The organism is Actinoplanes sp. 13 (genome assembly GCF_056134165.1).
On record NZ_JBVYOQ010000021.1, the window covers coordinates 123896 to 142480 of the forward strand.

16 protein-coding genes are annotated in these 18585 nt (G+C 66.8%); all 16 read right to left on the minus strand.

Features of this window, described 5'->3' with window-relative positions; all coding sequences use genetic code 11:
- The gene (gene rpsS / locus AC0NH5_RS31585) at window positions 1-282 is read right to left on the minus strand and encodes a 30S ribosomal protein S19 (protein ID WP_014440726.1); all 282 of its coding nucleotides are present in this window, start codon (window positions 280-282) and stop codon (window positions 1-3) included.
- Window positions 283-294: 12 nt separating this feature from the next.
- Window positions 295-1134 carry a 50S ribosomal protein L2 gene (rplB, locus tag AC0NH5_RS31590; protein WP_474410482.1) on the minus strand — a complete coding sequence of 280 codons (840 nt, stop codon included), beginning with the start codon at window positions 1132-1134 and terminating at the stop codon, window positions 295-297.
- A gap of 14 nt (window positions 1135-1148) precedes the next feature.
- The gene (gene rplW / locus AC0NH5_RS31595; protein ID WP_106315557.1) at window positions 1149-1451 is read right to left on the minus strand and encodes a 50S ribosomal protein L23; all 303 of its coding nucleotides are present in this window, start codon (window positions 1449-1451) and stop codon (window positions 1149-1151) included.
- Window positions 1448-2098: a 50S ribosomal protein L4 gene (gene rplD / locus AC0NH5_RS31600; protein WP_474410483.1), complete on the minus strand. Its 651-nt coding sequence runs from the start codon at window positions 2096-2098 to the stop codon at window positions 1448-1450. Before rplD ends, rplW begins: the two co-directional genes overlap by 4 nt.
- Window positions 2095-2748: a 50S ribosomal protein L3 gene (gene rplC, locus AC0NH5_RS31605; protein WP_474410484.1), complete on the minus strand. Its 654-nt coding sequence runs from the start codon at window positions 2746-2748 to the stop codon at window positions 2095-2097. The genes rplD and rplC overlap by 4 nt, the downstream gene beginning before the upstream one ends.
- A 12-nt stretch (window positions 2749-2760) precedes the next feature.
- On the minus strand, window positions 2761-3069 hold the full coding sequence (rpsJ, locus tag AC0NH5_RS31610) for a 30S ribosomal protein S10 (RefSeq protein WP_007073037.1): 309 nt from the start codon (window positions 3067-3069) through the stop codon (window positions 2761-2763).
- Between the two features lie 385 nt (window positions 3070-3454).
- The gene (tuf, locus tag AC0NH5_RS31615) at window positions 3455-4648 is read right to left on the minus strand and encodes an elongation factor Tu (RefSeq protein ID WP_043531101.1); all 1194 of its coding nucleotides are present in this window, start codon (window positions 4646-4648) and stop codon (window positions 3455-3457) included.
- Window positions 4649-4766: 118 nt separating this feature from the next.
- The gene (gene fusA, locus AC0NH5_RS31620) at window positions 4767-6863 is read right to left on the minus strand and encodes an elongation factor G (protein WP_474410485.1); all 2097 of its coding nucleotides are present in this window, start codon (window positions 6861-6863) and stop codon (window positions 4767-4769) included.
- An 86-nt stretch (window positions 6864-6949) separates the two neighbouring features.
- The gene (rpsG, locus tag AC0NH5_RS31625) at window positions 6950-7420 is read right to left on the minus strand and encodes a 30S ribosomal protein S7 (RefSeq protein WP_196415138.1); all 471 of its coding nucleotides are present in this window, start codon (window positions 7418-7420) and stop codon (window positions 6950-6952) included.
- Window position 7421: 1 nt separating this feature from the next.
- A complete protein-coding gene (gene rpsL, locus AC0NH5_RS31630) occupies window positions 7422-7796 on the minus strand; it encodes a 30S ribosomal protein S12 (protein ID WP_014440718.1) in 375 nt (124 codons plus the stop codon).
- A 441-nt stretch (window positions 7797-8237) separates the two neighbouring features.
- Complete coding sequence (locus tag AC0NH5_RS31635; protein ID WP_474410486.1) at window positions 8238-8762, minus strand: hypothetical protein; 525 nt, start codon at window positions 8760-8762, stop codon at window positions 8238-8240.
- A 57-nt stretch (window positions 8763-8819) separates the two neighbouring features.
- Window positions 8820-9167, minus strand: coding sequence for a hypothetical protein (locus tag AC0NH5_RS31640; protein ID WP_474410487.1), 348 nt, complete (start codon window positions 9165-9167; stop codon window positions 8820-8822).
- Between the two features lie 67 nt (window positions 9168-9234).
- Entirely contained in the window at window positions 9235-13128 is a 3894-nt protein-coding gene (locus AC0NH5_RS31645) for a DNA-directed RNA polymerase subunit beta' (protein ID WP_474410488.1), read from the minus strand.
- 87 nt (window positions 13129-13215) lie between these two features.
- The gene (gene rpoB, locus AC0NH5_RS31650; RefSeq protein WP_474410489.1) at window positions 13216-16656 is read right to left on the minus strand and encodes a DNA-directed RNA polymerase subunit beta; all 3441 of its coding nucleotides are present in this window, start codon (window positions 16654-16656) and stop codon (window positions 13216-13218) included.
- A gap of 572 nt (window positions 16657-17228) precedes the next feature.
- Window positions 17229-17615: a 50S ribosomal protein L7/L12 gene (rplL, locus tag AC0NH5_RS31655; RefSeq protein WP_474410490.1), complete on the minus strand. Its 387-nt coding sequence runs from the start codon at window positions 17613-17615 to the stop codon at window positions 17229-17231.
- A gap of 54 nt (window positions 17616-17669) precedes the next feature.
- Complete coding sequence (gene rplJ / locus AC0NH5_RS31660; protein ID WP_474410491.1) at window positions 17670-18218, minus strand: 50S ribosomal protein L10; 549 nt, start codon at window positions 18216-18218, stop codon at window positions 17670-17672.
- Between the last annotated feature and the right edge of the window lie 367 nt (window positions 18219-18585).

Consider the following 18585-nt stretch of genomic DNA (forward strand, 5'->3'; position numbering starts at 1 on the left):
TTAGCGACGACGGCTCTTGCGGTCGTCCTTCTCGTGACCCTTGAACGTGCGGGTCAGAGCGAACTCGCCGAGCTTGTGCCCGACCATGGCCTCGGTGATGAACACCGGGACGTGCTTGCGCCCGTCGTGCACGGCGATCGTGTGCCCGAGCATGTCGGGAATGATCGTCGAGCGCCGCGACCAGGTCTTGATGACGTTCTTCGAGTTCTTCTCGTTCTGGACTTCCACCTTCTTGATCAGGTGGTCGTCGACGAACGGGCCCTTCTTCAGGCTGCGAGGCATCTTCTACTCCCGTTACCCGCGCTTGCGGGTCGCGTAGCGGCGGCGAACGATCAGCTTGTCGCTCGGCTGGCCCTTGCGACGGGTACGGCCCTCAGGCTTACCCGCCGGGTTCACCGGGTGACGACCACCCGAGGTCTTGCCCTCGCCACCACCATGCGGGTGGTCGACGGGGTTCATGGCGACACCACGGACGGTCGGGCGCTTGCCCTTCCACCGCATACGACCAGCCTTGCCCCAGTTGATGTTCGACTGGTCGGCGTTGCCGATCTCGCCGACGGTGGCGCGGCAGCGCACGTCGACGCGACGGATCTCGCCGGACGGCATACGCAGCGTGGCGTACGTGCCCTCACGGCCGAGAAGCTGGATGCCGACGCCGGCCGAACGGGCCAGCTTGGCGCCACCGCCGGGACGAAGCTCCACATTGTGGACCGTCGTACCGACCGGGATGTTGCGCAGGGGCAGGTTGTTGCCCGGCTTGATGTCGGCGCCCACGCCGGACTCGACCCGGTCGCCCTGCTTCAGGTCCTTCGGCGCCACGATGTAGCGCTTCTCACCGTCGGCGTAGTGCAGCAGTGCGATGCGGGCGGTGCGGTTGGGGTCGTACTCGATGTGAGCGACCTTGGCCGGCACGCCGTCCTTGTCGTTGCGCTTGAAGTCGATCAGCCGGTACTGCCGCTTGTGGCCCCCGCCCTGGTGCCGCGTGGTGATGCGACCGTGGACGTTGCGGCCACCCTTCTTGGGCAGCGGGACCAGCAGAGACTTCTCCGGCGTCGACCGGGTGATCTCAGCGAAGTCGGCGACGCTCGAGCCGCGACGGCCCGGCGTGGTCGGCTTGTACTTACGGATTGCCATGATTCACAAACCCCTTAGCTGACCGGGCCGCCGAAGGCCTCGATACGGTCACCGTCAGCCAGCTTCACCATCGCGCGCTTGGTGGCCTTGCGCTGCCCCCAGCCGGAGCGGGTGCGCTTGCGCTTGCCCTCGCGGTTCGCCGTGTTCACGGTCAGCACGCGGACGTTGAAGATCTGCTGGATCGCGATCTTGATCTGGGTCTTGTTCGCGTCCGGGCGGACCTCGAACGTGTACCAGTTCTGGTCGAGAACGCTGTAGCTCTTCTCGGAGACCACCGGAGCGACGATGATGTCGCGCGGGTCGGCGATCGTGCTCACTTGTCGCCCTCCTCGGACTTCTCGGCGGTCCCACCCAGGAACTCGTCGAACGCGGCCTTGGTGAAGACCACCTCGTCGGCGACCAGCACGTCATAGGTGTTCAGCTGGCCGGCCTCGATGAGGTGCACGGTCGGCTCGTTGCGCAGCGACACCCAGTTCAGCTCGTCCTGGCTGTCCAGGACGACGAGAACCTTGGTGGTCTGAGCGACCTTGCGCAGCGTCGCGACGGCCGTCTTGGTCGACGGCTTCTCGCCGGTGATGAACGACTCGACCACGAACACGCGGCCGTCCCGGGCCCGGTCCGACAGGGCGCCACGCAGAGCGGCGGCCTTCATCTTCTTCGGGGTCCGCTGGCTGTAGTCGCGCGGCACGGGGCCGTGCACGACGCCACCACCGGTGAACTGCGGCGCGCGGATCGAGCCCTGACGGGCGCGACCGGTGCCCTTCTGCTTGTACGGCTTCTTGCCGCCACCGGCGACCTCGCCACGGCTCTTGGCCTTGTGCGTGCCCTGCCGGGCCGCGGCCAGCTGCGCCACGACGACCTGGTGCATCAGCGGGATGTTCGCCTGCACGTCGAAGACGCTGGCGGGCAGCTCGACCGAGCCGGCCTTGGCGCCCTCGGCGTTGATCACATCAACCGAGCTCACTTGGCACCGCCCTTCTTCTTCGCCGCGGTACGGACCAGGATCAGCGCGCCCTTGGGACCGGGCACCGCGCCCCGGACCAGGATGATGTTGCGCTCGGTGTCGACGGCCTGGACGACCAGGTTCTGCACGGTGAAGCGCTTGCCACCCATGCGACCCGCCATCCGGGTGCCCTTGAACACGCGGCCCGGGGTGGCGCAGGCGCCGATCGAGCCGGGCGAGCGGTGCTTGCGCTCGACACCGTGGCTGGCACGCAGGCCGTGGAAGCCGTGCTTCTTCATGACACCGGCGTAGCCCTTGCCCTTGGTCTTACCGGTGACGTCGATCGGCGTGCCCGCCGCGAACGCCTCGACGGTGACTTCCTGGCCGAGCTCGTACTCACCCGCGTCGGTGGTGCGCAGCTCCACGAGGTGGCGCCGCGGCGAGACGCCGGCCTTGGAGTAGTGGCCGCTCTCCGGCTTGTTGACCTTGCGAGGGTCGATCGAGCCGTATGCCAGCTGGACAGCCGCGTAGCCGTCCTTCTCATCGGTGCGGACCTGGGTCACGACGCACGGGCCGGCCTGCACCACGGTTACCGGGACGACCTTGTTGTTGTCCCAGACCTGGGTCATGCCGAGCTTGGCGCCCAGGATCCCCTTCACTTGCCTGTCCATTTGTCCGGATCCCTACAGCTTGATCTCGATGTCGACGCCAGCCGGCAGGTCGAGGCGCATGAGCGAGTCGACCGTCTTCGGAGTCGGGTCGATGATGTCGATCAGACGCTTGTGCGTGCGCATCTCGAAGTGCTCGCGCGAGTCCTTGTACTTGTGCGGCGAACGGATCACGCAGAAACGGTTGATCTCCGTGGGCAGCGGCACCGGGCCCGCGACCTGCGCCCCGGTTCGCGTCACCGTCTCGACGATCTTCCGTGCCGAGGAGTCGACGACCTCGTGGTCATAGGCCTTGAGCCGGATGCGGATCTTCTGTCCCGCCATGGTGGCTTCTGTTTCCTTCTCTCGATGCCGCTACGTGCGAAAGCGGGTGGCCCTCGCATGCCCGCAGGACCGTTGATCCTGCGTTGTCCGACCCCCGCGGTCGGGCGTGTCGCGCCTTGTCTCAGAATGCTGGGCACTCTGACTTCGCCCCGGTCGACTGGTTCAGCCGACTGAAGCGATCGATCGCGGGGATCTGTGGTGTCGGGCGGCAAAAGGAACACACCCGGACACCCGGCGAGGGTGGGCGACTGAACGAGCAGTGTTTCCTCGAACAGTCACCCACCCCGCGCGGACGCAACCTGACTAGTATGCCGGATTCTCGCCGGCAACGCTAATCGGGGTCACCGATGAGGGTCGTCACGGTTGACACCGTGACGACCGATCATCACTTGTTGATCTTCGTGACCGTTCCGGCGCCGACGGTGCGGCCACCCTCACGGATCGCGAACTTCAGGCCCTGCTCCATGGCGATCGGCTGGATCAGCTTCACGGACATGGAGGTGGAGTCGCCGGGCATGACCATCTCGGTGCCCTCGGGCAGCGTGACGACGCCGGTGACGTCCGTGGTGCGGAAGTAGAACTGGGGCCGGTAGTTCTGGAAGAACGGGGTGTGCCGGCCACCCTCCTCCTTGGAGAGGATGTAGACCTGGCCCTCGAACTCCGTGTGCGGAGTCGTGGTGCCCGGCTTCACGACGACCATGCCGCGCTCGACGTCCTCGCGCTTGATGCCGCGGAGCAGCAGACCGACGTTCTCACCCGCGCGGGCCTCGTCGAGCAGCTTGCGGAACATCTCGATGCCGGTGCAGACGGTCTTGGTCGACTTCTCGCGGATACCGACGATCTCGACCTCCTCGTTCGGCTTGAGGATGCCGCGCTCGGCGCGACCGGTCACCACGGTGCCACGACCGGTGATCGTGAAGACGTCCTCGATGGGCATGAGGAACGGCTTCTCGGTCTCACGCTCGGGCTGCGGGATCGCGGTGTCGACCGCGTTCATCAGCTCCAGGAGCTTGCCGGTCCACTCCGGGTCGCCCTCGAGCGCCTTGAGCGCCGACACGCGCACGACCGGCAGGTCGTCGCCCGGGAACTCGTAGGTGCTGAGCAGCTCGCGGACCTCGAGCTCGACGAGCTCCAGGAGCTCCTCGTCCTCGACCATGTCGCTCTTGTTCAGGGCGACGACGATGTACGGAACGCCGACCTGGCGGGCCAGGAGGACGTGCTCCTTGGTCTGCGGCATCGGGCCGTCGGTGGCGGCCACGACCAGGATCGCGCCGTCCATCTGCGCGGCACCCGTGATCATGTTCTTGATGTAGTCGGCGTGGCCGGGGCAGTCCACGTGCGCGTAGTGGCGCGCCGCGGTCTGGTACTCGACGTGCGCGATCGAGATCGTGATGCCGCGGGCCTTCTCCTCCGGCGCCTTGTCGATCTCGTCGAACGGGGTGTACGGGTTCAGCTCGGGGAACTCGTCGTGCAGGACCTTCGTGATGGCCGCAGTCAGCGTCGTCTTACCGTGGTCGATGTGACCAATGGTGCCGATGTTGACGTGCGGCTTAGTCCGCTCGAACTTCGCCTTCGCCACTGGTGTCCTCCTGTGGACTGATCATTACTTTTCGCCCGGCACGCCGATAAGGCGCTCAGGACTCTGTCGACTGCTCGTGCACGTGCGGCCCTCGACGGGCCGCACGTGCCTCAACGCGTCAGGCGCCGGTGGCCTTAGCGATGATCTCCTTTGCCACGTTCTGCGGAACCTCGGCGTAGGAGTCGAACTGCATGCTGTAGCTCGCCCGGCCCGCAGTCTTCGACCGGAGGTCGCCGACGTAGCCGAACATCTCCGAGAGCGGGACCAGAGCCTTGACGACACGAGCGCCGTGGCGCTCCTCCATCGACTGGATCATGCCACGCCGGGAGTTGAGGTCGCCGATGACGTCACCCATGTTGTCCTCAGGGGTGGTGACCTCAACGGCCATCATCGGCTCGAGCAGGGCCGGGTCGGCCCTACGAGCCGCTTCCTTCATCGCCATCGAGCCGGCGATCTTGAACGCCATCTCGGACGAGTCGACCTCGTGGTACTGACCGTCGAGAAGCGTGAACTTCACGCCCACCAGCGGGTAGCCGGCCAGCACGCCGTACTGCAGGGAGTCCTGCGCACCCGCGTCCACCGAGGGGATGAACTCCTTGGGGATGCGGCCACCCGTGACGGCGTTCACGAACTCGTAGGTCGGGCCGTCGGCGTCCAGCGCCAGCGGCTCCACCTTGACGATGACCTTCGCGTACTGGCCCGAGCCACCGGTCTGCTTCTTGTGGACGTAGTCGATCTTGTCCACCGTGCCGCGGATGGTCTCGCGGTACGCCACCTGCGGCTTACCGATGTTGGCCTCGACGCTGAACTCGCGGCGCATGCGGTCCACCAGGATGTCCAGGTGGAGCTCGCCCATGCCGGCGATGATCGTCTGACCGGTCTCCTCGTCGTTGAAGACGCGGAAGGTCGGGTCCTCCTCGGCCAGGCGCTGGATCGCGGTGCCCAGCTTCTCCTGGTCCGACTTGGTCTTCGGCTCGATGGCGACCTGGATGACCGGCTCCGGGAACGTCATCGACTCCAGGATGACCGGCTTGGCCGGGTCGCAGAGCGTGTCACCGGTGGTGGTCTGCTTCAGACCCTGGACGGCGATGATGTCGCCGGCCTGCGCGGTCGACCGCTCCTCACGCTTGTTCGCGTGCATCTGGTAGATCTTGCCGATGCGCTCCTTGCGGTCCTTGGTGGAGTTGATCACCTGGGTACCGGTCTCGAGCGTGCCGGAGTAGACCCGCACGTACGTCAGCTTGCCGAGGTGCTTGTCGGTCTGGATCTTGAAAGCCAGCGCCGAGAAGGGCTCGTCGTTCGACGGCTTGCGCAGCAGCGGCGTCTCGCCGTCGGTCGCGGTGCCCTCGATGGCCGGGATGTCCAGCGGCGACGGCAGGAACTCGACAACGGCGTCCAGCATCGGCTGCACACCCTTGTTCTTGAACGCCGAGCCGCAGAGCACCGGGTTGGCCTTGCTGGCGATCGTGGAACGCCGGATGGCGGCCCGGATCTCCTCGATCGAGAGCTCTTCGCCCTCGAGGTACTTCTCCATCACGGCGTCGTCGACGTCGGCCAGAGTCTCGATGAGCTTCTCGCGCCACTCGGCGGCCTGCTCGGCGAGGTCGGCCGGGATCTCCTCGACCGCGTAGTCCTCACCCTTCTGGGTCTCCCCACGCCAGGTGAGGGCACGCATCTCGATCAGGTCCACGACGCCGATGTGGTCGCCCTCGAGCCCGATCGGGATCTGGAGGACCAGCGGGGTGGCGTTCAGCCGGTCGATCATCATCTGCACGCAGCGGAAGAAGTCCGCACCGGTCCGGTCGAGCTTGTTGACGAAGCACATCCGGGGGACGTCGTACTTGTCCGCCTGACGCCAGACGTTCTCGGTCTGCGGCTCCACGCCGGCAACGCCGTCGTAGACCGCGACCGCGCCGTCGAGCACGCGCAGCGACCGCTCGACCTCGACCGTGAAGTCGACGTGGCCGGGCGTGTCGATGATCTGGATCGTGTGACCCTTCCACTCGCACTTGGTGGCGGCGGAAGTGATGGTGATACCGCGCTCCTGCTCCTGCTCCATCCAGTCCATGACGGCGGCGCCCTCGTGGACCTCACCGATCTTGTACGTGATGCCGGTGTAGAACAGGATCCGCTCGGTGGTGGTGGTCTTACCAGCGTCGATGTGCGCCATGATGCCAATGTTGCGTACCTTGGCGAGCGCGTCTGCGGCGGCCACTTCCATCCCTACTTTTCTTCGTCGTCTGTCTCGTGGACCGGTACGACTGCCGACGGCCCGGCTATGTGCCGGGCCTCAGCAGGGTCCTACCAGCGGTAGTGAGCGAAGGCCTTGTTGGACTCCGCCATCTTGTGGGTGTCCTCGCGCCGCTTGACCGCGGCACCCAGACCGTTGCTGGCGTCGAGCAGCTCGTTCTGGAGGCGCTCGATCATGGTCTTCTCACGGCGGGCCTTGGAGTACTGGACCAGCCAGCGCAGACCGAGAGTGGTCTGCCGCGGGGTACGGACCTCGACCGGCACCTGGTAGGTCGCGCCACCGACACGGCGGCTGCGGACCTCGAGGGTCGGCTTAACGTTGTCCATCGCACGCTTGAGGATGACGACCGGGTCGGTGCCGCTCTTCTCGCGGCAGCCCTCGAGGGCGCCGTACACGATGCGCTCGGCGAGCTGACGCTTGCCGCCGATGAGGATCTTGTTGACCAGCTGCGTCACCAGCGGGGAGTTGTACACCGGGTCAGCGACCACAGGGTGGCGCGGAGCGGGTCCCTTACGCGGCATGTCAGCTCTTCTCCTTCTTCGCGCCGTAACGGCTGCGGGCCTGCTTGCGGTTCCGGACACCCTGGGTGTCCAGCGAACCACGGACGATCTTGTAGCGGACGCCCGGAAGGTCCTTCACACGACCGCCACGCACAAGCACGATCGAGTGCTCCTGCAGGTTGTGGCCGACGCCCGGGATGTACGCCGTGACCTCGATCTGGCTGCTGAGCTTCACACGAGCGACCTTGCGCAGCGCAGAGTTCGGCTTCTTGGGGGTGGTGGTGTACACGCGCGTGCACACGCCGCGCCGCTGAGGACTTCCCTTCAGCGCCGGCGTCTTCGTCTTGCTCGTCTTCGCCTGGCGGCCCTTACGGACCAGCTGCTGGATCGTGGGCACCGGGTTTCTCCGCTCCCTTCGGCCGCTTCCTGTTTACGGCCGCACCGTGTATATCTGCCTCTGTGTGCCGGCCCGTCCCGTCAGGGATGGTCCCGCACCCGCGGTCGGGCGTGTCGTCCGGCTCACGGTCCCGCCGCGCGTGATGTCACGCGCACCGGGTCTTGTCTTTGTCGCAGGCTCAGACCCATATCCGTCGGACATGAGTGCCCCTGAGCCCGTCGTGCCGCAATACCCGTCGTACGTTCCGATTCGGGTGCACGCACGAGTTGCCCGCGCGAGCGCGGGCACGAGGGGAAAGAGTACCCACCGCAAGCATCCAGGTCAAAATGAGCCCAGGCCCCCACGATGGACATCTCCGTATACCAGTGTACCGGGTGGCCCGGCGCGGCATCGCCGCGGTGCCGGATCCCGCCATCGGCCGCCCGTGGACACGGCCGATCATCACATCTGTGACAGCAGTCCCAACGTCAACGCCAGCACACCTATTCCGGCGGCGATCGCCCCGCACACGATCCCGGCGATCGCCAGGCCACGCCCGGTGAACCGCACCCGGCCGGTGTGACCCGACCGGCGGATCTGGCGCAGCGCGATCATGCCGGCAGCCACCGCTCCCCCGCCGGCGAGCACGGTGAGCAACGTGAACGCGCCGGTCACGCCGGCGCCCAAGCCATCGGAGGCCTCCACCACACCGAAGCAGGCGGCCAGCACCGACACCAGAATGGCACCGATGCCCGCGATCAAAGCGCCGATCGCCAGCCCTGATGTGATCGGCGGCACCCGCAACTGGGCCAGCCCGTACTCCGTCCCGCCGACCACGTCGATCCGCTCCAGCTGCCAGCCGTCCGACGGCGGGGCGACCGGCGGCGGAGCATAGGGCGGCACGGAGAACTGCGCCGGTGGCTGCTGACCCGGATAGCCGACGGGCTGATGCGGAGGCGGATATGCGCTTCCCGGGGGCTGGCTCATACCGAAAGCATGTCACCCGAACGAGCCGGCGTGCACCCCGGCCGGGGGCCACCCGGATCAGTCCACCCCGGGCGCGAAGTCCGGGCCACCGGGCGCGGCGGCGAGGTGCAGCAGACCGGCGATCCCCGCCACCACCACCGCGGCCAGGGCCAGCACCAGACCGCCCCAGGCCAGCGCGCGGCCGCGGCGCAACCATCGGGAGCCGGTCAGGTAGCCGCCGGACTCGTACGCCTGGCGGTGCGCCTGACGGGCCAGCAGCAGCGCGATCGTGGCCGGGATCACCCCGCCCACGAACGGGCCGGTGAGCAGCCCCAGCAGCCCGAGCGCGAAGACGGCCCGGGTCTTCGTGGCCGGCACCGGCTCCGGATCCAACGGATGGCGGGTGGGCACCGCGGGAAGCGTCACCAGACCATGGTAGAGAAACCCGAAGGGCGGCCGCGCAATGCGCGACCGCCCTTCGAGAGAGAAACCCTTAGCGGTACGACCCGAAGTCGAAGTCGTCCAGCGGCACAGCCTGCCCGCTGGCCGGCCCGAAGCCGTAGTCGGTCTCCGGGTACCCGGTCATCGAGTACACCTTGGCCTTGGCCTCCTCGGTCGGCTCGACCCGGATGTTCCGGTACTTGCTGATACCGGTACCGGCCGGGATGAGCTTACCGATGATGACGTTCTCCTTGAGGCCGACGAGCGAGTCGCTCCGCGAGTTGATCGCAGCGTCGGTGAGCACCCGGGTGGTCTCCTGGAAGGAGGCCGCCGAGAGCCAGGAGTCGGTCGCCAGCGAGGCCTTGGTGATACCCATCAGCACCGGGCGACCGGCGGCGGGCTCGCCACCCTCGCCCACGAGCCGGCGGTTCTCCGACTCGAAGAGCGCCCGGTCGACCAGCACACCCGGCAGGAACTCGGTCGCGCCGGAGTCGATGACCGTCACCCGCTTGAGCATCTGGCGGATGATGATCTCGATGTGCTTGTCGTGGATGAGCACACCCTGCGAGCGGTAGACCTCCTGGACCTCACTGGTCAGGTGGACCTGGACCGCGCGCGGGCCCATGATGCGCAGCAGCTCGTGCGGGTCGATGGTGCCCTCGGTGAGCTTCTCGCCGACGCCGACGTGGCCGCCGTCCGGGATGCGCAGCTTGACGCGCTTGGAGATCTTGTCGTACACGATCTCCTCGCTGCCGTCGTCCGGCACCACGATGATCTTGCGAGAACGCTCGCCGTCCTCGATGCGGACGCGACCCGGGGTGTCGGCGATGGGCGCCTTGCCCTTGGGCACGCGGGCCTCGAAGATCTCCTGGACACGCGGCAGACCCTGGGTGATGTCCTCGCCCGCGACACCACCGGTGTGGAAGGTACGCATCGTGAGCTGCGTGCCGGGCTCACCGATGGACTGGGCGGCGATGATGCCGACCGCCTCACCGATGTCGACCGACTTGCCGGTCGGCAGCGAACGGCCGTAGCAGGCCGCGCACACGCCGAGCTTCGACTCACAGGTCAGGACGCTGCGCACCCGGACGTTCTCGACACCCGCGGCGACCAGCTTGTCGACCAGGATCGAGTTGAGGTCCGAGCCGCGGGCCACCACGAGGTTGCCGTCGGCGTCCGTGATGTCGTCGGCCAGCGTCCGGGCGTGCACGCCCGTCTCGGCGTGCGTGTGCACGACCAGGTTGCCGTCGATGCGCTCCGGGTCGGTGACCGCCATCGGGATCGCGCGGTCGGTGCCGCAGTCCTCCTCGCGGATGATGACGTCCTGCGAGACGTCCACCAGACGACGGGTCAGGTAACCCGAGTCGGCGGTACGCAGCGCGGTGTCCGCCAGACCCTTACGGGCGCCGTGCGTGGAGATGAAGTACTCCAGCACGGTCAGACCCTCGCGGTACGACGAGGTGATCGGCCGCGGGATGATCTCACCCTTGGGGTTGGCCACCAGACCACGGATCGCGGCGATCTGCCGGAGCTGGAGGAGGTTACCGCGAGCGCCGGAGTTGATCATCACCCAGAGCGGGTTCTCCTGCGGCAGTGCGGTCTCCATCTCCTTGGAGATCTCGTTGGTCGCCTTGGTCCAGATCTCGATGAGCTCGCCGCGACGCTCCTCACCGGTCATCAGGCCACGCTGGTACTGCTTGTCGATCCGGTCGGCCTCGGCCTGGTACTTGGCGAGGATCTCCGGCTTGCGCGGGGGCGCGATGACGTCGCCCATACCGATCGTCACACCGGACCAGGTGGCCCAGTGGAAGCCGGCCTCCTTGAGCGCGTCCAGGGTCGCCGCCAGGGCGACCTTGGGGAAGCGCTCGGCGAGGTCGTTGACGATCGCCGACAGCTGACCCTTGCGGATCTCGTAGTTCACGTACCGGTAGCCCGGGGGCAGCGTCTCGTTGAAGATGACCCGGCCCAGGGTGGTCTCGACCAGAACCGCGTCGCCCTCGGTCCAGTCCTCGGGCGCGACCCAGGGCTCGCCCTTGGCGCCGTTGTCGACCCCGACGACCTCGCGCAGCCGGATCTTCACCGGAGCCTGCAGGTGCAGTTCGCCGTTGTCGAACGCCATCCGTGCCTCGGCGTCCGAGCTGAACACCCGGCCCTCGCCCTTGGCACCGGGCGTCATGTGGGTCAGGTAGTACAGCCCGATGACCATGTCCTGGGTGGGCATGGTGACCGGCTTGCCGTCGGCCGGCTTGAGGATGTTGTTCGACGACAGCATCAGGATCCGGGCCTCGGCCTGCGCCTCGGCCGACAGCGGCACGTGCACCGCCATCTGGTCACCGTCGAAGTCGGCGTTGAACGCCGTGCAGACGAGCGGGTGGATCTGGATCGCCTTGCCCTCGACCAGCTGCGGCTCGAAGGCCTGGATGCCCAGACGGTGCAGAGTCGGCGCCCGGTTCAGCAGAACCGGGTGCTCGCTGATGACCTCTTCGAGGACGTCCCACACGACCGGACGCTGCCGCTCGACCATCCGCTTGGCGGACTTGATGTTCTGCGCGTGGTTCAGGTCGACCAGGCGCTTCATCACGAACGGCTTGAACAGCTCCAGCGCCATCTGCTTCGGCAGGCCGCACTGGTGCAGCTTGAGCCGGGGGCCGACGACGATGACGGAACGACCGGAGTAGTCGACCCGCTTGCCGAGCAGGTTCTGACGGAACCGGCCCTGCTTGCCCTTGAGCATGTCGGAGAGCGACTTCAGCGGGCGGTTACCCGGTCCGGTGACCGGCCGGCCGCGGCGGCCGTTGTCGAACAGCGCGTCGACGGCCTCCTGCAGCATCCGCTTCTCGTTGTTCACGATGATCTCGGGCGCACCCAGATCGATCAGTCGCTTGAGACGGTTGTTCCGGTTGATGACCCGGCGGTACAGGTCGTTCAGGTCGGACGTGGCGAAACGGCCACCGTCGAGCTGCACCATCGGGCGCAGGTCCGGCGGGATGACCGGGACGCAGTCCAGCACCATGCCGAGCGGCGAGTTGCGGGTGTTCAGGAACGCCGCGACGACCTTGAGCCGCTTGAGCGCCCGGATCTTCCGCTGACCCTTACCGGTGCGGATGATCTCCCGGAGGTTCTCCGCCTCGGCATCCAGGTCCATGTTCTCGAGCAGGGCCTTGATCGCCTCGGCGCCCATGCCACCGGTGAAGTACTCACCGAAGCGGTCCCGGAGCTCGCGGTAGAGCAGCTCGTCGGTGACCAGCTGCTTGCTGTCGAGCTTGCGGAAGGTGTCGAGCACCTCGTCGAGACGGTCGATCTCGCGCTGGGCCTTGTCCCGGATCTGGCGCATCTCGCGCTCGCCGGCTTCCTTGACCTTGCGCCGGACGTCCGCCTTGGCGCCCTCCGCCTCGAGCTCGGCAAGGTCCTGCTCGAGCTTGGCGGCGCGCTTCTCGATCTCGGAGTCCCGGCCGTTCTCGGACTGGCGCTTCTCCGCGAAGATCTCGTTCTCGATGGTGGACATGTCGCGGTGACGCGACTCGGCGTCAACGCTCGTGATCACGTACGAGGCGAAGTAGATGATCTTCTCGAGGTCCTTGGGGGCAAGGTCGAGCAGGTAACCGAGCCGGCTCGGCACACCCTTGAAGTACCAGATGTGCGTGACCGACGCGGCCAGCTCGATGTGGCCCATGCGCTCACGGCGGACCTTGGACCGGGTCACCTCGACGCCGCAGCGCTCACAGATGATGCCCTTGAACCGGACCCGCTTGTACTTGCCGCAGTAGCACTCCCAGTCCCGCTGCGGACCGAAGATCTTCTCGCAGAAGAGTCCGTCCTTCTCGGGCTTGAGGGTGCGGTAGTTGATCGTCTCGGGCTTCTTGACCTCGCCGTGCGACCACTGCCGGATGTCGTCAGCGGTAGCAAGGCCGATACGCAACTCGTCGAAGAAGTTGACGTCGAGCACTTGGTCTATCCCTCGTGTTTCGTCGCTCGGGTGAATTCAAGGCCGGCGGGTGCGTCCCCGGTGTGTGACCACCGGGGACGCGTTCCGTCAGATCTCTTCGACGCTGCTGACGCCCTCGTTCGGGCGCCGCGACAGGTCGATGCCGAGTTCCTCCGCGGCCCGGAAGACCTCGTCGTCCGTCTCACGCATCTCCAGGGCCACGCCGTCGCTGGAGAGCACCTCGACGTTCAGGCACAGCGACTGCAGTTCCTTGAGGAGCACCTTGAAGGACTCCGGGATTCCCGGCTCGGGGATGTTCTCGCCCTTGACGATGGCCTCGTAGACCTTCACGCGGCCCAGGACGTCGTCGGACTTGATGGTGAGCAGCTCCTGCAGGGCATAGGCCGCCCCGTAGGCCTGCATGGCCCAACACTCCATCTCACCGAAGCGCTGGCCACCGAACTGCGCCTTACCACCCAGCGGCTGCTGGGTGATCATCGAGTACGGGCCGGTCGACCGAGCGTGGATCTTGTCGTCGACCAGGTGGTTCAGCTTCAGGATGTAGACGTAGCCGACCGAGATCGGGTCCGGCAACGGCTCGCCGGAGCGGCCGTCGAACAGCTGCGCCTTGCCGTCGCCGTTGACCAGCCGCTTACCGTCGCGGTTGACCAGCGTCGACTCGAGGAGACCCTTGATCTCCTCCTCCTGGGCGCCGTCGAAGACCGGGGTCGCGACGTTGCTGTCGGCCACCGACTCGTGGGCGTCGATCGCGCGGAGCTGACGCTTCCAGTCCTCGTCCTCGCCCTCCACCGACCAGCCGGTCTTGGCGATCCACCCGAGGTGGGTCTCCAGAACCTGGCCGATGTTCATACGCGACGGAACACCGAGCGGGTTGAGCACGATGTCGACCGGGGTGCCGTCCTCGAGGAACGGCATGTCCTCGACCGGCAGGATCTTGGAGATGACGCCCTTGTTGCCGTGCCGGCCGGCGAGCTTGTCACCGTCCTGGATCTTCCGCTTCTGCGCCACGTAGACCCGGACCAGCTCGTTCACACCGGGGGGCAGCTCGTCGCCGTCCTCGCGGGAGAACGTCCGGACACCGATGACGGTGCCGGTCTCGCCGTGCGGAACCTTCAGCGAGGTGTCCCGGACCTCCCGGGCCTTCTCACCGAAGATCGCGCGCAGCAGCCGCTCCTCCGGGGTCAGCTCGGTCTCACCCTTCGGGGTGACCTTGCCGACCAGGATGTCGCCGGGCACGACCTCCGCGCCGATCCGGATGATGCCGCGCTCGTCCAGGTCGGCGAGCATTTCCTCGCTGACGTTGGGGATGTCGCGGGTGATCTCTTCCGGACCCAGCTTGGTGTCGCGGGCGTCGACCTCGTGCTCCTCGATGTGGATCGAGGTGAGCACGTCCTGCTGCACGAGGCGCTGCGACAGAATGATCGCGTCCTCGTAGTTGTGGCCTTCCCAGCACATGAACGCGACCAGCAGGTTGCGTCCGAGGGCCATCTCGCCCTCGTCGGTGCAGGGACCGTCGGCGATGACCTGGCCGGCCTCGACCCGGTCACCCTCGAAGACGACCGGCTTCTGGTTGACGCAGGAGCCGGCGTTCGAGCGACGGAACTTGTGCAGCAGGTAGGTCCGGCGGTGGCCGTCGTCCTGGTGCACCGTCACGTAGTCGGCGCACAGGTCCTCGACCACACCGGCGACCTCGGCGACGACAACGTCACCGGCGTCGACCGCGGCGCGGTACTCCATACCGGTACCGACGAGCGGCGACTCGGCCTTGACCAGCGGCACGGCCTGACGCTGCATGTTCGCGCCCATGAGGGCACGGTTGGCGTCGTCGTGCTCGAGGAACGGGATCATCGCGGTGGCGACCGAGGTCATCTGCCGCGGCGACACGTCCATGTAGTCGACCTCCGTGCCGGGCACGTAGTCGACCTCACCGCCCTTCCGGCGGACCAGGACGCGGTCCTCGGCGAAGGTGCCGTCGCTCGACAGAGCGGCGTTCGCCTGCGCCTTGATGAACCGGTCTTCCTCGTCGGCCGTCAGGTAGTGCACCTCGCCGGTGACCACACCGTTCTCGACCTTGCGGTACGGCGTCTCGATGAAGCCGAACGGGTTGACCCGCGCGAACGTCGAGAGCGCGCCGATCAGACCGATGTTCGGGCCCTCGGGCGTCTCGATCGGGCACATCCGGCCGTAGTGCGACGGGTGCACGTCACGGACCTCGAAGCCGGCCCGCTCACGGCTCAGACCACCGGGGCCGAGCGCGCTCAGCCGGCGCCGGTGGGTCAGGCCCGCCAGCGGGTTGGTCTGGTCCATGAACTGGGACAGCTGCGAGGTGCCGAAGAACTCCTTGATCGCGGCCACCACGGGCCGAATGTTGATCAGGGTCTGCGGCGTGATCGCCTCGACGTCCTGCGTCGTCATCCGCTCGCGGACGACGCGCTCCATCCGGGACAGGCCGACGCGGACCTGGTTCTGGATGAGCTCGCCGACCGTCCGCAGACGGCGGTTGCCGAAGTGGTCGATGTCGTCGGCCTCGTAGCCCTCCTCACCGGCGTGCAGCCGGCAGAGGTAGTCCACGGTCTTGACGATGTCTTCCTCGGAGAGCGTGCCCCGGACGATCGGGACGTCGATCTCGAGCTTCTTGTTGAACTTGTACCGGCCGACCTTGGCGACGTCGTACCTCTTCGGGTTGAAGAAGAGGTTGTCGAGCAGGGTCTGCGCGTTCTCCCGGGTGGGGGGCTCTCCCGGGCGCAGCTTGCGGTAGATGTCGAGCAGAGCCTCGTCCTGCCCGGCGATGTGGTCCTTCTCGAGCGTGGTCATGAGCAGCTCGGACCAGCCGAACCGCTCGCGGATCTGGTCCGCCGACCAGCCGATCGCCTTGAGCAGGACGGTGACGGCCTGCCGGCGCTTGCGGTCGATGCGGACACCCACCGTGTCGCGCTTGTCGATGTCGAACTCCAGCCAGGCACCCCGGCTCGGGATGACCTTGACGCTGGTGAGGTCGCGGTCGGAGGTCTTGTCCGGCTCCTTGGTGAAGTACACGCCCGGCGAACGGACGAGCTGACTCACCACGACCCGCTCGGTGCCGTTGATGACGAACGTCCCCTTGGGGGTCATCATCGGGAAGTCACCCATGAACACGGTCTGGCTCTTGATCTCGCCAGTGGTGTTGTTGGTGAACTCCGCGGTCACGAACAGCGGGGCACAGTAGGTCAGGTCCTTCTCCTTGCACTCCTCGATCGAGGCCTTGACCTCGTCGAATCGCGGAGACGAGAAGGACAGCGACATGGTGCCGGAGAAGTCCTCAATGGGACTGATCTCTTCGAGGATCTCTGCGAGGCCCGAGTGGGCGTGCGGGTCGTCCGTCGTCCGGGCCTGCCAAGCCTCGTTGCCGACCAACCAGTCGAAGCTATCCGTCTGGAGGGCGAGGAGGTTAGGGACCTCTAGCTGCTCGGTGATCCGGCCGAAAGAGACCCGGCGGGGTGCGTAAGCGCTCGACGTACGGCTGGTCTTCGCAGGGCGGGAAGCTGCCAAGATGCGTCCTTCCGAGGACCGGTGCTGCTATGCGGCTGAGTTGCTGATGCAACTGGTCTGCGTGCACTCCAATGAGCCCCCGGGAATTATCCAGATGGATATCCCGACAGGCGTCAAGACAGAAGGCAGCGCAAACTAGCAGTGTAGCCGCTCGGCTAACCGCTGTCCAGCCCACACCTTCAGGTGGCTCGCGGAACGTGCCTCCGCCGCTGCTGACCTGCGCATTCTTGGTCAGCGCCGGTGGCGGGGCCGCTCAGAAACGCGGCAACTCTCCCTCAGGTGCCGGTCCATGGGACCGGACCAACTCCGATTACCCACAGGGCGGCTGTCGCAAGCGCGGAAACTTGCTGATGTCAGCGTGCCTGTCAGGGGACACACAGTCAAGGGCTGTGCCGCGGGTCGGACAGCTGCGGTCGTCCACCCGCCGCACCAAAGGGACCTTAGCGCACGAATAGCAAGCTTTGACAGCCTTTGCCAGGCATCCAACGGAGGGTGGATGAGCTGGGGGAACACCGATGGCGGGGACCCGAAAGGGACCCCGCCATCGACGAGAAACGCTGAGGAGCGTCAGATCACTTGAGGGTGACCTTGGCGCCTTCGCCCTCGAGCTTGGCCTTGGCGGCCTCGGCCTTCTCCTTGTTGACGCCCTCGAGGATCGCCTTCGGGGCGCTCTCGACGGTGTCCTTGGCCTCCTTGAGGCCCAGGCCGGTCAGCTCACGCACGACCTTGATGACCTGGATCTTCTTGCCGCCGTCGCTCTCCAGAACGACGTCGAACGAGTCCTTCTCGGCCTCCGGCTCGGCAGCCGTGCCGCCGCCGCCGCCACCCTGGACCATCGCGACCGGGGCAGCCGCGGTGACCTCGAAGGTCTCCTCGAACTGCTTCACGAACTCGGAGAGCTCGATGAGGGTCATTTCCTTGAACGCGTCGAGCAGCTCGTCGGTGCTGAGCTTCGCCATGTGAGGCAACCTTTCTTAGCTTCTGAACTGAAACGTGCTTGGTTCCGCGGCCGCTCAGGCGGCCTCGGCGGAACCTTCCTTCTCGCGCTTCTCCTGCAGGGCCGCGCCGAGGCGAGCCACCTGCGCCAGCGGAGCCTGGAACAGGCCGGCCGCCTTGGTCAGGTTGCCCTTCATGGCGCCGGCCAGCTTGGCCAGCAGCACCTCACGGGACTCGAGGTCAGCAAGCTTGTTGACCTCCTCCGCCGTGAGCGCCTTGCCCTCGAAGACGCCGCCCTTGATGACGAGAACGGGGTGGGCCTTGGCGAAGGCACGAAGGCCCTTGGCCGCCTCGACCACATCGCCCTTGACGAAGGCGAGCGCGGTAGGACCGGTGAACAGCGCGTCGAGGCCCTCGATGCCCGCGTCGGTCGCCGCACGCTTCGCGAGCGTGTTCTTCGCGACCGAGTACTTCGCCTCGCTGCCCAGCGAGCGACGGAGCTCGGTGAGCTCCTTCACGGTGAGGCCGCGGTATTCGGTCAACACGGTGGCCGCCGAAGCACGGAAGTTGTCCGTGAGCTCCGCAACGGCCGATGCCTTGTCGGCCCGGACCGGCTTGTCCGCCATGTCCCTCCTCTCTCAGTGCTCAGCCACTGGTCGAGAGGGCCCGGACAAGCAAAACGCCCCGGCGCAGGGGCACGGGGCGATGTCTGGCACGCGCGAACGCGGGCCGCTGATCACGAACCGTTCTCCCTGCGCAGGTCGCCCGCTTGTGCGAGACCTTCGGCCGCGGCGCCCGTCGTGGTGACGGTCGCTGCGGCGACCAGCGGTCTATGGGTGGAACTTCGATTAGCGATGGTACGCGCCTGAGCTTCCCGATCCAAATCGGCTCCGCCCAGCCCTCTCCCCACAACCACCGTGTGAACTTCCGGCGCGATACGCACCCCAACTTCACACACTGCAGTGCCCCGCTCAGCCCAACCCCGCGTGTGAA

Excerpts from the sequence above, each read along its gene's own strand:
- rpsS (WP_014440726.1), bottom strand. The coding sequence starts at position 282 with ATGCCTCGCAGCCTGAAGAAGGGCCCGTTCGTCGACGACCACCTGATC.
- rplB (WP_474410482.1), bottom strand. The coding sequence starts at position 1,134 with ATGGCAATCCGTAAGTACAAGCCGACCACGCCGGGCCGTCGCGGCTCG.
- rplC (WP_474410484.1), bottom strand. The coding sequence starts at position 2,748 with ATGGACAGGCAAGTGAAGGGGATCCTGGGCGCCAAGCTCGGCATGACC.
- rpsJ (WP_007073037.1), bottom strand. The coding sequence starts at position 3,069 with ATGGCGGGACAGAAGATCCGCATCCGGCTCAAGGCCTATGACCACGAG.
- rpsG (WP_196415138.1), bottom strand. The coding sequence starts at position 7,420 with ATGCCGCGTAAGGGACCCGCTCCGCGCCACCCTGTGGTCGCTGACCCG.
- AC0NH5_RS31635 (WP_474410486.1), bottom strand. The coding sequence starts at position 8,762 with ATGAGCCAGCCCCCGGGAAGCGCATATCCGCCTCCGCATCAGCCCGTC.
- rplL (WP_474410490.1), bottom strand. The coding sequence starts at position 17,615 with ATGGCGAAGCTCAGCACCGACGAGCTGCTCGACGCGTTCAAGGAAATG.
- rplJ (WP_474410491.1), bottom strand. The coding sequence starts at position 18,218 with ATGGCGGACAAGCCGGTCCGGGCCGACAAGGCATCGGCCGTTGCGGAG.